A 14,500-nucleotide genomic window follows, 5' to 3' on the forward strand; every position below is an offset into this window, starting at 1 on the left:
TCGCCGCGTCGCATCCGGGCCGGTCCGCCCGGCGGCCCCCTCGCGCCGCCGGGCAGAGCCGCTCAGAGCCGGTCGCCGGTCTCCGGGTGGAACAGGTGCAGCCCCTCGGTCGAGGGCGTCAGCGCCACCCGGTCCCCGCGCCGTGCGCCGGTGCGTCCCGCGGTCCGCACGACGACGGCGTCGTCGCGCGAACCGGTCAGCGAGGCCGTCGCCGACAGGTCACCGGCGACCTCGGCGAGGGTGCCGTAGAGGTAGGCGTCCGATCCCAGCTCCTCGACGACGTCGACCCGGGCCGGGATGCCCTCGCCGCCGTCGGGGGAGACCGTCCACTGCTCGGGACGGATGCCGAGGGTCACCTCGGTGAGCCGCTGCGCCCCGATCGTCGACCGGACGTCCTGGGGCAGGGCGATCTCCCGCCCGGCCAGGGTCACCCCGCGCTCGGTCACCCGCGCGGTGAACAGGTTCATCGCCGGCGATCCGATGAACCCGGCGACGAACGCGTTCTGCGGCCGGTCGTACAGGTCGGCCGGGGTGGCGAACTGCTGCAGCTTGCCGTCGGCCAGCAGCGCGACGCGGTCGCCCATCGTCATGGCCTCGACCTGGTCGTGGGTGACGTAGACGGTGGTGACGCCCAGCCGTCGCTGCAGCGCGGCGATCTCGGTGCGGGTCTGCACCCGCATCTTCGCGTCGAGGTTCGACAGCGGCTCGTCCATCAGGAAGACCCGCGGCTCGCGCACGATCGCCCGACCCATCGCGACGCGCTGGCGCTGGCCGCCGGACAGCGCGCGCGGCTTGCGGTCGAGGTAGTCGGTCAGGCCGAGGATCTCGGCGGCCTCCTTGACCTTGACCGCACGCTCGGCCTTGTCGATCCCAGCCATCTTGAGCGGGAACGCCATGTTCTCCCCGACGGTCTTGTTCGGGTAGAGCGCGTAGTTCTGGAACACCATGGCGATGTCGCGGTCGCGCGAGGGCACCCCGACCATGTTCTCGCCGTCGATCCGGATCGAGCCGCCGTCGATCTCCTCGAGGCCCGCGAGCATCCGCAGCGCCGTCGACTTGCCCGATCCGGACGGCCCGACGAGCACGACGAACTCGCCGTCCTCGATCGTCAGGTCCAGCCGGTCGACGGCAGGCTTCGCCCCGGGGGTGTAGATCCGAGATGCCTGGTCGAACACCACGTCAGCCACGGCGGGCTCCCATCCTGTTCACGAACACGATCACTTGACGGCCCCGAAGGACAGGCCCTGGACCAGCTTGTTCTGGGCGATCCAGCCGGCGATGACGACCGGCAGCGCGGCCACGGTCGCCGCGGCGCACAGGCTGGCGAAGTAGAGGCCCTCGGAGGTGATGAACCCGACGAGGTACACGGGCACGGTCGCGGCCCGTGAGGCGGTGAGGTTCACCGCGAAGAAGAACTCGTTCCAGGCGAAGATCATGCAGATCAGCGCCGTGGCGGCCATGCCGGGCGAGATGATCGGCAGCACGACCTCGCGCAGCGAGCGCCACAGCGACGCGCCGTCCATGCTCGCGGCCTCCAGGAGCTCCTTGGGGACCTCCAGGAAGAACGACCGCATCATCCACACCGCGATCGGCAGGTTCATCGCCGTGTAGAGCACGACGAGCGTCCAGATGTTGTCCAGCGCGCCCAGGTAGTTCACGACGACGTAGATCGGCACGATCGCCGCGACGACCGGCAGCATCTTGGTCGAGATGAAGAAGAACAGCACGTCCTGGGTCTTCTTCACGGGCCGCAGCGACAGCGCGAACGCGGCCGGGGTGCCCAGCAGGAGCACCAGGACCGTCGAGGCGACCGTCGCGAACAGCGAGTTGAGCAGGTAGGGCCCGACGCCGCCGCCGAACACCTCGGCGAAGTTGTCGAAGGTGGGGGCGAAGAACACCGTCGGCGGGATCGTGACGGCCTGCGCCTCGGTCTTGAAGGCGGTCATCACCATCCACAGCACCGGGAAGAAGAACCCGAGCCCGACGATCCAGGCCAGGACGCCCAGCAGCGGACCGGCCCCGCGCGGGGCCTTCCGCGGCGTCGTCGCGGGGGTGGAGGTCCGTTCGGTGACTGCGGTCATCACGCCTCCTCGGCGGCGGAGAAGCTGCGGAAGATCAGGCGCAGCGCCAGGGTGGCCACGATGATCGTCGCCACCACGGTGACCACGCCCATCGCGGCGGACTCACCGATGTCGAAGCCCAGGAACGCCCGCTGGTAGATGTAGAACGGCAGGTTCGCCGACGCCGTACCCGGACCGCCCTGGGTCATCATGTAGATCGTGTCGAACGTGTTGACCAGGTAGATCGCGCCGAGCACGACACCCAGCTCGATGAACCGCTGCAGGTGCGGCAGCGTCACCTCGCGGAACACCGCGAACCCGGTCGCCCCGTCCATCCGGGCGGCCTCGAGGACCTCCTGCGGCTGCGAGCCGAGCCCGGCGAGGATCAGCAGCATCATGAACGGCGTCCACTGCCACACCAGCGCGATGATCACCGCGGCCCGCGGGAAGGTGGACACCCAGTCGGTCTGCCCGGCGCCGAACGGCGAGAGCAGGAAGTTCACCAGGCCGTAGGTGGGGTCGAACAGGACCGACTTCCACAGCAGGGCACCGGCGACCGGGGTGATCAGGAACGGCGTGATGATCAGCGTCCGGACGATGCCGCGGCCGAGGAACGCGCGGTTGAGCAGCAGCGCGATCAGCAGCCCGAGGACCATCGCGATGGCCACCGACCCAGGGTCAGCAGGATCGAGTTCAGCGCGACCCCGCGGAACTGCGAATCGGTGAACACCGTCGCGTAGTTCTCCAGCCCGCCGAAGCGCTGGCTGCCGGGGCGCACCAGGTTCCAGGACTGCAGCGAGTACCAGATCGTCACCAGGAACGGCAGCTGCGTGATGATGATCGTGAAGATCAGCGCGGGCAGCAGCGGGGCCCGGCGGATCCAGCCGTCGCGGCGCTGTGCTGCCGGCGAGGTCTGCCGTTCCGGTGCCGCCTGCGGTGGTGCCTCTGTGGTCGTCACCGGTCGCCCCCGCTCTGCTGGTAGGACTCGCCGACGGTCTCGGCGTAGCTCTGGGCCTCGTCGAGGGCCTCGTCGGCGGTCTGCTGTCCGGCGATCGCCGCCGAGATCTGCTGGCTGACCCGGGTCCCCAGGTCCTGGAACTCGGGGATCCCGACGAACTGCAGCCCGGTGTACGGGACGGGGTCGCGGGTCGGCCGGTCCTGGTCGGCGGCGTTGATCGCGGCAATGGTCTGCGGCGCGTAGGCCTTCGACGCCGCGACGTACTCGGGGATCCGGTAGGTCGACTGGCGGGCGCCGGGCGGGACGGAGGTCCAGCCGAGGTCCTCGCCGACCATCTCCTGGTACGGCTTGGACGTCATCCAGGACAGGAACTTCCAGGTCGCGTCGACCTGCTCCGGGCCCTTCTCCGCGGTGGTGCGGGGGATGGCCAGCGCCCACGAGTACAGCCAGCCCGAGGACAGGCCGTCGACGCCGGTCGGCGCCGGCGCATAGCCGACCTTCCCGGCGACGTTGGACTGGGCCGGGTCCTCCAGCAGGCCCGCGGCGACGGTGGCGTCGAACCACATCGCGGTGTTGCCCTGGCTGAACTGGTTGCCGCACTCGGAGAACCCGGAGCCCGCCGCACCGGCCTGGCCGTCGCGACGGAGGAGATCGACGTAGAAGTTGACCGCCTTGCGCACCTCGGGCGAGGTCAGCTGCGCGTTCCAGTCCTGGTCGAACCAGCGACCACCGTAGGAGTTGATCATCGCGTCGACCGGGGCCATGACCTCGCCCCAGCCGGGCTTGCCGCGCAGGCAGATGCCGCCGCGGCCCTGCTGGCGGTCGGTGAGGCGGTCGGCGAACTGCGCCACCTGGTCCCAGGTCGGCTTCGCGGGCATGGTCAGCCCGGCCTGGGCGAAGAGGTCCTTGCGGTACATCAGGAACGCGGACTCGCCGTAGAACGGCACCGAGTACATGTGCCCGTCCGGGCCGGACAGGGCGCCGCGGATGGTCGGGATGAAGTCGTCGCGGTCGTAGCCGGGGGTGGCGTCCATCAGCGGGTCGAGGTCGACCAGCCAGCCGTTGCGGGCCCACTGGGGGGTCTCGTAGTTCGAGATCATCACGGCGTCGAACTCGTCGCCGCCGGTGGCGACCGACGCGGTGATCTTCGCGCGGGCCTCGTTCTCCGACAGGCTGACGAAGCGCACGGTGATGCCGGGGTTCTCGGCCTCGAACCGCGGGCTGAGCTCGATCGCGTCCTCCATCTGGGGGTTCGACACGATCGCGATCGTCACGATCCGCGTACCTTCGGGCAGGCCGAACGTGCCGGCACCGGCGCAGCCGGTGAGGGCGAGGCCGATGACCGCCAGTAGCGCGGTGAGAACGGCGGGACGCGACCTGGTTCTCGGGCGCACGGGCACTCTCCTCGTCGAGGGCTCCGACGGGTGTTCAACGGTGTGATCCGGGACACGTCCGTCCGGTATGACCGGTGCACGGTAAGTGCGGAGCAACCGCTTGCGCAACCGGTTGCCTGTAGCCTGTCGCCAACCCGTGACCCGCGTCGGAGGTGTGTGATCGCGACCATGGCCGAGGTCGCCCGGCTCGCCGGGGTGTCCACCGCGACCGTGTCCCACGTCCTCAACGGCACCCGGCCGGTCCGGGAGGCCACCCGTGAGCAGGTGCTCGCCGCGATGGCGCAGGTGCAGTACACGCCCAACGCCGCGGCCCGCTCGCTCGCCACCTCCCGCACCCGCACGCTCGGGCTCGCCCTGTCGGCGATCTCCAACCCGTACCTGGGCGAGCTGCTGCACGCGGTCGAGGACGAGTCCGCCGCGGCCGGGCACACCCTGCTGCTCGCCGACCCGCACGACGACCCGGGCTACGAGGCGACGGCCGTCACGCAGCTCCGCAGCCGCGTCGACGGCGTGCTGTTCGCCCCCTCGGGCGACTCCACCGCGACCCTGGAGGCGCTCGCCGCGCAGGGCGTGCCGACGGTGCTGGTCGACCGGATGCTCGACGGCGTCCTGGACGAGGTCGGCTCGGAGAACGTGGAGCCCGTCGCAGGGCTGGTGACCCACCTCGCCGAGGCGGGGCACGGCCGGATCGGCTTCGTGATGGGTCTCCCCGGGCTGTCGACGACCGTCGAGCGGCTGGAGGGCTACCGGCTCGGGATGCGCCGGGCCGGTCTCCCGCCAGGGCCGGTGGTGGAGGGGCGCTCGGACAGCGAGCCCGCCCGTGCCGTCGTGCGCGAGCTGCTGGCCTCGCCCGACCGGCCCGCCGCGCTGGTCACGGGCAACAACGCGATGACCATCGGCGCCGTCCAGGCCGCCCACGACCTGGGGCTCACCATCCCCGGGGACCTGGCGCTGGCCGCCTTCGACGACTTCCCGTGGGCGGACGCGTTCAGCCCGCGCCTCACCGTCGTCGCGCAGCCGTTCGCCGACATCGGGCGCGAGGCGGTCCGGCTGCTGCTGCGCCGCATGGCCGAACCCGACGCCGAGCGGCGTTCGCTGCGGCTGCCGACGACCTTCGTGCACCGGGAGTCCTGCGGCTGCCGGCCGTGATCGCCGATCACCCGTGGCCGGCGAGGACCTCCGCGAGGTCGAAGGTCACCGGGCGCTCCAGCTGCTCGTAGGTGCACGAGGCGGGGTCGCGGTCCGGGCGCCACCGCACGAACTGGGTGGTGTGGCGGAACCGCTGGCCCTCCATGTAGTCGTAGCGGACCTCGACCACCCGCTCCGGCCGCAGCGGGACGAAGGACAGGTCCTTGCCGGCGTTCCACCGGCTCGGCTCGGACTTGCGCGGGGTGCGCTCGCCCTCCAGCTGCTTCGCCCAGGCCCACGGGTGGTCGTCGAAGTCGGTGACCAGCGGCTGCAGCTCGGACATGAGCTCGCGTCGGCGCGCCATCGGGAACGCCCCGACGACGCCGACCGACACCAGCACGCCGCGGGCGTCGTGCAGGCCCAGCAGCAGTGACCCGACGGCGTCCGGCCCGGACTTGTGCACCCGGTACCCGGCGACGACGCAGTCCGCGGTCCGCTCGTGCTTGATCTTGGTCATGACGCGCTTGTCGGGCTGGTAGGTCCCGGCCGGGTCCTTGGCGATGAGGCCGTCGAGCCCGGCGCCCTCGAACTTCTCGAACCAGCGGCGTGCGGTCTCGGTGTCGTCGGTGATCGGGGTGAGGTGCACCGGCGGGGCGACGCCGGCGAACGCCTCCTCCAGCAGCGCGCGGCGCTCGGCGAACGGGCGTGCGGTGAGGTCGTCGTCGCCGAGGGCCAGCAGGTCGAAGGCGACGAACGACGCCGGCGTCTCCGTCGAGAGCAGCGTCACCCGGCTGACGGCGGGGTGGATCCGCTGCTGGAGCGCCTCGAAGTCCAGCGCGTTCCCCGAGGCGACGACGATCTCCCCGTCGACGACCGCGCGCGGCGGGAAGTGCTCCCGCACCGCCTCGACGACCTCGGGGAAGTAGCGGGTCATCGGCCGCTCGTTGCGGGAGCCGATCTCGACCTCGTCGCCGTCGCGGAAGACGATCGAGCGGAAGCCGTCCCACTTGGGTTCGTAGAGCCTGCCGTCGGGGATGGACGGGGCGGGCTTGGCCAGCATCGGCTTCACCGGGGGCATCACGGGCAGGTCCACGGCGGGGAGTCTCCTCTCGGGGCGCGGGCGCGGCATCCCGGCTCGCCCGTCCGTGGACAGACCGTTCGCGCGCCCGGAATCCATCGGTCCCGGGCGGCGGGCCCCGGTGCGGTCGTGGTCGGATGACCCTCGTGCCCCGCTTGCCCGACCGCGACGCCCTCGACCGCGCCCGGGACTCCACGATCGACGACGTCCTGCCCGGCCCGGACGACCCGCCGCTGCGGGTGTTGTTCTGCGGCATCAACCCGGGCCTGGTGTCGGCGGCGACCGGGCACCACTTCGCCCGCCCCGGCAACCGCTTCTGGCCGGTCCTGCACTCCTCCGGGTTCACCCCGCGGCTGCTGGCACCCGCGGAGCAGGGCGAGCTCGCGGGGCTCGGTCTCGGCATCACGAACATGGCGCCCCGGGCCACCGCCCGCGCCGACGAGCTGACCGACGACGAGCTCGTCGCCGGTGGGGAACGGCTGCGGGCGCTGGTCGCGGTGCGGGAGCCGGCGTGGCTGGCCGTCGTCGGGATCGGGGCCTACCGGACCGCGTTCGGTCGACGCGGCGCGGTGGTGGGGGAGCAGGCGGAGCGGCTGGGTGCGACCGGGATCTGGGTGCTGCCGAACCCCTCGGGGCTCAACGCGCACTGGTCGCGCGCGGCGATGGTCGCCGAGTTCGCGAGGCTGCGCGCCCGCGCCCAGGAGCCCGGGCCGGGCCAGGTGTCCTGCTAGGACTCCGGGGTCGTCGCGCGCAGGAACAGCCCGAGCGCGAGCCCGACGACGAGGAAGACCGGCAGCCACCACCACGTGCCCGACAGCACCCACACGGCGGACCCGACGGCGAGGCCGCCGCCGATCCCGTACCCGAGCCGGGTCAGCCTGTCCTTGCGGGGCCCGTCGTCCATGGGCGCCGAGCCTAGCGGGAGCCCGCGTCGAGATCGGGCAGATCGGGTGTCGCGGCGCCGTCGCGCTCGTCCCGGGCGGCCCACTCCAGCAGCGGCTCGATGCCGAACACGGCCTCGTCGATGCCGGCGTGCAGGTCGCCCAGCTCGGCGTAGCGCGCCGGGACGGTGGCGATCGTGAAGTCCCGGGGCTCGCAGTCGTCGATCTCGTCCCAGGTCACCGGGGTCGACACCCGCGCGTCGGGGGTGCCGCGCACGGAGTAGGCGCAGGCGATGGTGTGGTCGCGGGCGTTCTGGTTGTAGTCGACGAACACCGTCGACGGGTCGCGGTCCTTGCGCCACCACGACAGGTCGACGCGGTCGCAGCGACGCTCCACCTCGCGGGCGAAGGCGTGCGCGGCGCGGCGGACGTCGGCGAACCCGTGGTCGGGCGGGATGCGCACGTAGACGTGCAGCCCGGAGCCGCCGGAGGTCTTCGGGAAGCCGGTCGCGCCCAGTTCGTCGAGGACCTCGCGGACGACGCCGGCGACGCGGCGGACGTCGGCCCAGGACGCCTGCGGCATCGGGAGGCTTATTCAGGCTCCGTCAGGTAAGTGCGTAGAAGATGAGTCCGATGACTGCCGAGATCGTCGTTTTAAATGTGGCGTAGGGTCGGCGGTAGTCTGTGTGGAGAACTTTCCACGACTTGATATGGGCGATGACTCGCTCGATGGTGGCGCGTGTGCGGTTGAGGCTCTTGTTGAATGTTTTCTGCCAGTCGAGAAGTTCCCGGCCGGGTTGTTTTTTGAACGGGGTGAGCATGCCGCGCCCGATGTAGCCTTTATCGCCGATCGGTGGGTATGTGGCGAGGTGGTCGAGGGCGCCGGATTGGTCGAGGCAATGTAGGTCGTGTCGGGAGCCTGGGGTCGGGTCGGAGATCCACGACAGCTGCCCTTCCAGGGTGGCTGCGACCTGGACGACGACGCCGGTGGTGCGATGCTTGCCCGACCACAGACCTGGTACGGCGGTCCATGACCAGCAGGGCAGCAGGGTTCCGTCGATGATGTACTGCCGATCGGCACGAAGCTCCTCCGCAGTCGGAACTACACTCCGCAGCGCCTGCGCCAGCAACGGTGTCACCCCCGCGATCGCTCGACTGACCGTCGACTGCGACACCCCGTAGGTTTCCGCCAACTCCCACTGCACACGATTCCCGCGCAGATACGCCAACGTGATCACCACCGACCAGAACAATCCCAGAATCGGCGGCCAAGGCCGTCGCAGGCCAGTCGCGTTCCGCTGATCCTGCTCATGCACCAGAGCGGCAAGATCCTGAATCTCATCACGCCGAAAGCCAGTGGTATAGTACATACTGCGACAGCCCATTCATCTCGGATTGATTCGACAAACCAATCTTCGCGATGGACGGGCTGTCGCCCAACCCGACACGCCGGGCTAGATCGTTATTTCACGGGCCCTGAATAAGCCTCCGGGTCCAGGTCGATGCGCCACTCGTCGGGGGACTCGACGTCGGCGGCGCGGGAGTTCCAGGGGTGGAACTCGACGGTGGACATCTGCACCGCCCAGACGACGTCGGCCGGGTGGGTCACGCACAGCTCGTCGGCGGTGCGGTTGTACCGCGGGAAGGTCACGCGGACGGTGCGGACCCAGTCGGGGGCGCCGCGCGGCAGCCGCTTCTGGTGCACCTTCTCCCCGGTGACACCGGTGGGGAAGCGGTGCAGCATGCACGGCCGGTCGCGCAGCGCGCGGACCACGCCGTCGCCGACGGCCGTGTAGTACGCGGCCAGGTCCCGCTTGGTCTCGCCCCGCTCCGGGAAGTAGACGCGGTCGGGGCTGGACAGCCGCACGACCCGGCCGCCGATCGTCAGCTCGACCGGCTCACCCGCGTCGCGCGCCATCCGGCGTCGGCCCGATGCCGCGCCTCAGAGACGACGGCGGCGCTGGTGGAGCGGGTACGCGATCGCGCCGATGAAGCAGACGACGGCGGGCACCGCGGAGAACAGGAACTCGGTCCAGCTCACCGGGTGGCCGATCGTGAACAGCAGCAGCACGACGCCGACCACGGCGGCCGCGATCGGCACGCCCCGGTGGAAGTTCTGGTGCCAGCCCCAGTCGACCGAGGGCTCGTCCGCCGGGTCGATCCCGGACGCGACGGCGATCTCGCGGGTCTTGCTCGTCGTTGCGCTGTGCGCGACTGCCTTGCTGGCCACCGTGTGTCCTCCTGGTCCGGCTCCGTGCGGGGTCATCGTCGCACAGCTCGCGGGGCGAGGATGATGTGCCGTGATGAAGTCACTCGTCGTGTTGGGCAGCACCGGGTCGATCGGTACCAGGCCCTGGACGTGATCACCCGCGCCGGCGGGTTCACGGTGTCCGGGCTGGCCGCGGGCGGATCGGACGTGGACCTGCTGGTGGCCCAGGTCCGTGCGCACCGCGTCGGGCGGGTCGCGGTCGCGTCCGCCGCGGCGGCGGTGCGGCTGCGGGCGGAACTGCCGGGCGTCGAGGTGCTCGACGGCCCGGACGCCGCGACCGAGCTGGTCACGGCGTGCCGCGCCGACATCGTCCTGAACGGCATCACCGGCTCCCGCGGCCTCGGCCCGACCCTGGCCGCGCTCGCCACCGGCGCCCGGCTCGCGCTGGCGAACAAGGAGTCGCTGGTCGCAGGCGGTCCGCTGGTGTCGGCGGCGGCCGCACCGGGGCAGATCGTGCCGGTCGACTCCGAGCACTCCGCGCTCGCGCAGTGCCTGCGCGGCGGACGGGAGTCCGAGGTCGACCGGCTCGTCCTCACCGCGTCGGGCGGCCCGTTCCGCGGTCGGACCCGCGCGGAGCTGGCGGGCGTCACGGTCGAGCAGGCCCTGAAGCATCCGACCTGGGACATGGGCCCGGTCATCACGATCAACTCGGCGACGCTGGTGAACAAGGGTCTCGAGGTGATCGAGGCGCACCTGCTGTTCGGGGTGCCCTACGACCGCATCGACGTCACCGTGCACCCGCAGTCGATCGTGCACTCGATGGTCACCTTCACCGACGGCTCGACGATCGCGCAGGCGTCGCCGCCGGACATGCGGCTTCCGATCGCGCTGGCGCTGGGCTGGCCGGAGCGCATCGCGGGCGCCTCGGCGCCGTGCCGCTGGGACACCGCGCAGAGCTGGACCTTCGAGCCCCTCGACGACGACGCGTTCCCCGGGGTGCGCCTCGCCCGCGCCGCCGGGACCGCGGGCGGCTGCCTGCCCGCGGTGCTCAACGCCGCCAACGAGGAGCTCGTCGAGGCGTTCGTCGCCGGGACGATCGGCTACACCGGGATCACCGACCTGCTCGGCGAGGTGCTGGAGGCGGCCGACGCCTGGACGGGTGACCCGGCTACCGTGGACGACGTGCTGGCTGCCGAGACCTGGGCCCGGGCCCACGCGCGCGAGAAGGCCCACGAGCGGGAGAAGACGCGGTCGTGACCATCGTGTGGACGGTCGTCGGGATCGCGATCTTCTTCTTCGGGCTACTGCTGTCGATCGCCTGGCACGAGCTCGGGCACTTCGCAACGGCCCGCTGGTTCGGGATCAAGGTCCCGGAGTTCATGGTCGGGTTCGGCCGCACCGTCTGGTCGGTGCGCCGCGGCGAGACCGAGTACGGCATCAAGGCCATCCCGCTGGGCGGCTACGTGCGCATGATCGGGATGCTGCCGCCGGCCAAGGGCGGAACGCTGGGCCGCAGCCGTCGCACCGGCCCGTTCCAGGGGCTGATGGACGACGCCAGGGCGCAGTCGCAGATGGACGTGCTGCCGCAGGACGCGGACCGGCAGTTCTGGACCCGGTCGCCGTGGAAGCGGATCATCGTCATGTTCGCCGGGCCGTTCATGAACCTGATCCTGGCGGTGGTGCTGTTCTCGCTGGTCCTGATGGGGATCGGCGTGCCTGCGGCCACCACCCAGATCGAGTCGCTCGAGAAGTGCGTGCTCCCGGCCGTCGCGGTCCAGAACGGCGTCCCGAAGGAGTGCCCGGCCGGAGCGCCGCTCGCGCCGGCGCTCGCGGCCGGGGTCCAGCCCGACGACCGCATCCTGTCCGTCCGCGGACAGGAGTTCGGCCCGGACGACGGGACCGCCCTGCAGGACGCGATCCGCGCGTCGTCGGGACCCACGCAGATCGTCGTCGAGCGGGCAGGCCGGCAGATCCCGCTGACCGTCGACGTCATCCCGAACGTCCTCCCGGCCCGGGACTCGGCCGACCCGTACGCCACGGTGACGGCGGGCTATCTCGGTGTCGCCCTCGACACGAAGTACATGCAGCTCGGCCCGGGCGACGTGGCCGCGCAGATCGGCAACGGCGTCGTCCGCACGGCGGAGGCGATCACCCAGATCCCCGCCCGCATCCCGGCGCTGTTCGGGGCCGCGTTCCTCGGCGAGGAGCGGAGCCAGGACAGTCCGATGGGTGTCGTCGGCGTCTCGCGGATCGGCGGTGAGATCCTCGCCCAGCAGGACGTCCCGTGGCAGGCCGACGTCAGCCGGTTCCTGATGATGCTCGCCGCGGTGAACCTGTCGCTGTTCCTGCTGAACCTGCTCCCCGTCCCGCCGCTGGACGGCGGCCAGATCGTCCCGGCGATCTGGGAGTCGATCAAGCGGAACACCGCGAAGCTGCTCGGACGCCCCGACCCCGGGCCGGTCGACGCGGCGAAGCTGCTCCCGGTCGCCTACGTGTTCGTGATCGTCTTCCTGGGGTTCTCGGTCATGGTCGCGATCGCCGACATCGTCAACCCGGTGCGGCTGTTCGGGTGAGCGCAACACCCGAGGGCGCCCGCCCGCTGGCGGTCTTCGACATCGACGGCGTCCTCGCCGACGTCTCGCACCGGCTGCACTATCTCGACGTGCACCGTGGGAGACGTTCTTCGCCGCCGCGCACGCCGACCCGCTGCTCGACGAGGGCGCCGAGCGGCTGCGCGCGGCCCAGGCCGAGTACGACGTCGTCTACCTGACCGGCCGCCCGAGCGGAACCGCAGGTTGACCGAGACCTGGCTGGAGCGCGTCGGCCTGCCGACCGGGCCGCTGTTCATGCGCCCCGACGACGACCACCGCCCCGCCCGCTACGTCAAGCGCGAGGTCCTGCGGCTGCTCGCCCGCGAGCGGGAGATCGCGATGATCCTCGACGACGACCCCGCCGTCGTCCGGATGCTGGCCGACGACGGCTGGCCGGTCGAGCTGGCGACCTGGCTGCCGCACAGCTCGACGCTGCAGGATGCGCAGGAGAAGCACGGCCGCACGTGAGTGCCCCTCCTCACCGGGTACGGCGGACCGTGCCACACGGTGGGATAGTGGAGGTCGTGAGCGTCTCCCTGGGTATGCCGTCCGCGCCCGCGCCGACCCTGGCCCCGCGCCGGGGACCCGGCAGCTCCAGGTCGGCCCGGTCGGTGTCGGATCCGACCACCCGATCTCCGTCCAGTCCATGACGACCACCCTGACCTCCGACGTCAACGCGACCCTCCAGCAGATCGCCGAGCTGACCGCGGCCGGCTGCGACATCGTGCGCGTCGCCTGCCCGTCGGCCGACGACGCGGAGGCCCTGCCCGCGATCGCGCAGAAGTCGCAGATCCCGGTGATCGCCGACATCCACTTCCAGCCCAAGTACGTGTTCGCCGCGATCGAGGCCGGCTGCGCCGCGGTGCGGGTGAACCCGGGCAACATCCGCAAGTTCGACGACCAGGTCAAGGAGATCGCCCACGCCGCGAAGGACCACGGCACGCCGATCCGGATCGGGGTCAACGCGGGCTCGCTCGACAAGACAAGCGACTGCTGGAGAAGTACGGCAAGGCGACGCCCGAGGCGCTCGCCGAGTCGGCCTTGTGGGAGGCGGGCCTGTTCGCCGAGCACGACTTCCACGACATCAAGATCTCGGTCAAGCACAACGACCCGGTCGTGATGGTGCGGGCCTACGAGCTGCTCGCCGAGCAGTGCGACTACCCGCTGCACCTGGGCGTCACCGAGGCCGGGCCCGCGTTCCAGGGCACGATCAAGTCGGCCGTCGCGTTCGGGGCGCTGCTGCGCCAGGGCATCGGCGACACCATCCGGGTGTCGCTGTCCGCGCCGCCGGTCGAGGAGATCAAGGTCGGCCAGCAGATCCTGGAGTCGCTGAACCTGCGCCCGCGCAAGCTGGAGATCGTGTCCTGCCCGTCCTGCGGGCGGGCCCAGGTCGACGTCTACACCCTCGCCGACGAGGTCACCGCCGGACTGACCGGCATGGAGGTCCCGCTGCGCGCGTGGCGTCATGGGCTGCGTCGTCAACGGCCCGGGTGAGGCCCGCGAGGCCGACCTCGGCGTCGCCTCCGGCAACGGCAAGGGGCAGATCTTCGTCAAGGGCGAGGTCATCAAGACCGTCCCCGAGCACAAGATCGTGGAGACGCTGATCGAGGAGGCCATGCGGCTCGCCGAGGAGATGGGCGAGAGCGCGGAGGGCGTGACGGGTGAACCCCAGGTGACCGTCGGCTGAGCGAGTACCGGTACCGGACGGGCCTCGACGTGGCATCATGAACCCGTGCTGAGGGTGGCCGGGGCACGGCTTCTCGACGATCGTCACCGCTCCGGGGTGCACGACGTGCTCGACGCCGACCCCGTCGCCGCGTGCATGGTCGCCTCCCGCATCGAGGCGGTCGGCCTCGACCCGTGGCGGCTGGGCGGTGAGCTGTGGTCCCAGGGGCCCCGGCGGACGGTCTGTGCTTCTCCGGGGCGAACCTGGTGCCGCTGCGCGGTGACCGGGCGGCGCTGCGTGCCTTCGCCGACCGCGCGCGCCGGGCCGGCGGCTGTGCTCGTCGCTGGTGGGGCGGGCCGAGCTCGTCCTGCCGCTGTGGGAGGAGCTCGCACCGGGCTGGGGCCCGGCCCGCGAGATCCGGCCCGACCAGCCCCTGATGACCCTCGAACGGCCCCGATGGTCGCGCCCGACAGCCGGGTGCGTCCGGTCCGCATCTCCGAGCTGGACCGGTACCTGCCGGCCGCCATCGCGATGT

At 71.4% G+C, this 14,500-nt stretch carries 12 protein-coding genes and 6 pseudogenes; 8 read left to right on the forward strand and 10 right to left on the reverse strand.

The genetic code is table 11. The features are described from left to right. Nucleotides 1–62: 62 nt before the first annotated feature. From KPL57_RS06020 to KPL57_RS06035, 4 genes and pseudogenes are all read right to left on the reverse strand, one after another. Nucleotides 63–1,187, reverse strand: coding sequence for an ABC transporter ATP-binding protein (locus KPL57_RS06020; protein WP_226350840.1), 1,125 nt, complete (start codon nt 1,185–1,187; stop codon nt 63–65). 30 nt (nt 1,188–1,217) lie between these two features. Then, on the reverse strand, nt 1,218–2,081 hold the full coding sequence (locus tag KPL57_RS06025; RefSeq protein WP_226350841.1) for a carbohydrate ABC transporter permease: 864 nt from the start codon (nt 2,079–2,081) through the stop codon (nt 1,218–1,220). Then, nucleotides 2,081–3,018: pseudogene (locus KPL57_RS06030) on the reverse strand (carbohydrate ABC transporter permease). Before KPL57_RS06030 ends, KPL57_RS06025 begins: the two are co-directional and overlap by 1 nt. Further along, nucleotides 3,015–4,412 (reverse strand): sugar ABC transporter substrate-binding protein, encoded by a 1,398-nt coding sequence (locus KPL57_RS06035; protein ID WP_226350842.1) that lies wholly within the window; start codon nt 4,410–4,412, stop codon nt 3,015–3,017. Before KPL57_RS06035 ends, KPL57_RS06030 begins: the two are co-directional and overlap by 4 nt. 168 nt (nt 4,413–4,580) lie before the next feature. Here KPL57_RS06035 and KPL57_RS06040 point away from each other — a divergent pair, with 168 nt between their 5' ends. Then, nucleotides 4,581–5,561 (forward strand): LacI family DNA-binding transcriptional regulator, encoded by a 981-nt coding sequence (locus tag KPL57_RS06040; protein ID WP_205015785.1) that lies wholly within the window; start codon nt 4,581–4,583, stop codon nt 5,559–5,561. Nucleotides 5,562–5,568: 7 nt separating this feature from the next. Here KPL57_RS06040 and KPL57_RS06045 read toward each other — a convergent pair whose 3' ends face one another. Further along, a complete protein-coding gene (locus tag KPL57_RS06045) occupies nt 5,569–6,633 on the reverse strand; it encodes an ATP-dependent DNA ligase (RefSeq protein ID WP_226350843.1) in 1,065 nt (354 codons plus the stop codon). A 122-nt stretch (nt 6,634–6,755) separates the two neighbouring features. On the opposite strand from KPL57_RS06045, the gene mug reads away from it, so the two are divergent. Next, nucleotides 6,756–7,349 carry a G/U mismatch-specific DNA glycosylase gene (gene mug / locus KPL57_RS06050; RefSeq protein WP_226350844.1) on the forward strand — a complete coding sequence of 198 codons (594 nt, stop codon included), beginning with the start codon at nt 6,756–6,758 and terminating at the stop codon, nt 7,347–7,349. Here the strand turns inward: mug and KPL57_RS06055 are convergent. From KPL57_RS06055 to KPL57_RS06075, 5 genes and pseudogenes are all read right to left on the reverse strand, one after another. Next, nucleotides 7,346–7,522 (reverse strand): hypothetical protein, encoded by a 177-nt coding sequence (locus KPL57_RS06055; RefSeq protein WP_226350845.1) that lies wholly within the window; start codon nt 7,520–7,522, stop codon nt 7,346–7,348. The two genes, mug and KPL57_RS06055, sit on opposite strands and share 4 nt — an antisense overlap. A gap of 11 nt (nt 7,523–7,533) precedes the next feature. Then, a pseudogene (locus KPL57_RS06060) lies at nt 7,534–8,085 on the reverse strand (DNA primase small subunit domain-containing protein); the annotation flags it as partial. A 19-nt stretch (nt 8,086–8,104) separates the two neighbouring features. Beyond that, nucleotides 8,105–8,869 (reverse strand): transposase family protein, encoded by a 765-nt coding sequence (locus KPL57_RS06065; RefSeq protein WP_226350834.1) that lies wholly within the window; start codon nt 8,867–8,869, stop codon nt 8,105–8,107. Between the two features lie 119 nt (nt 8,870–8,988). After that, nucleotides 8,989–9,417, reverse strand: a pseudogene (locus KPL57_RS06070) (ATP-dependent DNA ligase); the annotation flags it as partial. A gap of 24 nt (nt 9,418–9,441) precedes the next feature. Then, the gene (locus KPL57_RS06075) at nt 9,442–9,729 is read right to left on the reverse strand and encodes a DUF2631 domain-containing protein (protein WP_020622032.1); all 288 of its coding nucleotides are present in this window, start codon (nt 9,727–9,729) and stop codon (nt 9,442–9,444) included. Between the two features lie 73 nt (nt 9,730–9,802). On the opposite strand from KPL57_RS06075, the pseudogene dxr reads away from it, so the two are divergent. The 6 genes and pseudogenes from dxr to KPL57_RS06105 form a co-directional block, all read left to right on the forward strand. After that, nucleotides 9,803–10,965: pseudogene (gene dxr / locus KPL57_RS06080) on the forward strand (1-deoxy-D-xylulose-5-phosphate reductoisomerase). Continuing rightward, nucleotides 10,962–12,281, forward strand: a complete 1,320-nt coding sequence (locus tag KPL57_RS06085) for an RIP metalloprotease (protein WP_226350846.1) — start codon at nt 10,962–10,964, stop codon at nt 12,279–12,281. The pseudogene dxr and the gene KPL57_RS06085 overlap by 4 nt, the downstream one beginning before the upstream one ends. Beyond that, a complete protein-coding gene (locus KPL57_RS06090) occupies nt 12,278–12,478 on the forward strand; it encodes a hypothetical protein (RefSeq protein WP_226350847.1) in 201 nt (66 codons plus the stop codon). Before KPL57_RS06085 ends, KPL57_RS06090 begins: the two co-directional genes overlap by 4 nt. Before the next feature lie 25 nt (nt 12,479–12,503). Then, the gene (locus KPL57_RS06095) at nt 12,504–12,767 is read left to right on the forward strand and encodes a hypothetical protein (RefSeq protein WP_226350848.1); all 264 of its coding nucleotides are present in this window, start codon (nt 12,504–12,506) and stop codon (nt 12,765–12,767) included. A gap of 56 nt (nt 12,768–12,823) precedes the next feature. Continuing rightward, nucleotides 12,824–13,986 (forward strand): annotated as a pseudogene (ispG, locus tag KPL57_RS06100) (flavodoxin-dependent (E)-4-hydroxy-3-methylbut-2-enyl-diphosphate synthase). A 45-nt stretch (nt 13,987–14,031) separates the two neighbouring features. Further along, nucleotides 14,032–14,500, forward strand: a pseudogene (locus KPL57_RS06105) (DUF4081 domain-containing protein); the annotation flags it as partial.

This window comes from Pseudonocardia sp. ICBG601 (assembly GCF_020496245.1).

Excerpts from the sequence above, each read along its gene's own strand:
- KPL57_RS06055 (WP_226350845.1), bottom strand. The coding sequence starts at position 7,522 with ATGGACGACGGGCCCCGCAAGGACAGGCTGACCCGGCTCGGGTACGGG.
- mug (WP_226350844.1), top strand. The coding sequence starts at position 6,756 with ATGACCCTCGTGCCCCGCTTGCCCGACCGCGACGCCCTCGACCGCGCC.
- KPL57_RS06040 (WP_205015785.1), top strand. The coding sequence starts at position 4,581 with ATGGCCGAGGTCGCCCGGCTCGCCGGGGTGTCCACCGCGACCGTGTCC.
- KPL57_RS06025 (WP_226350841.1), bottom strand. The coding sequence starts at position 2,081 with ATGACCGCAGTCACCGAACGGACCTCCACCCCCGCGACGACGCCGCGG.
- KPL57_RS06065 (WP_226350834.1), bottom strand. The coding sequence starts at position 8,869 with ATGTACTATACCACTGGCTTTCGGCGTGATGAGATTCAGGATCTTGCC.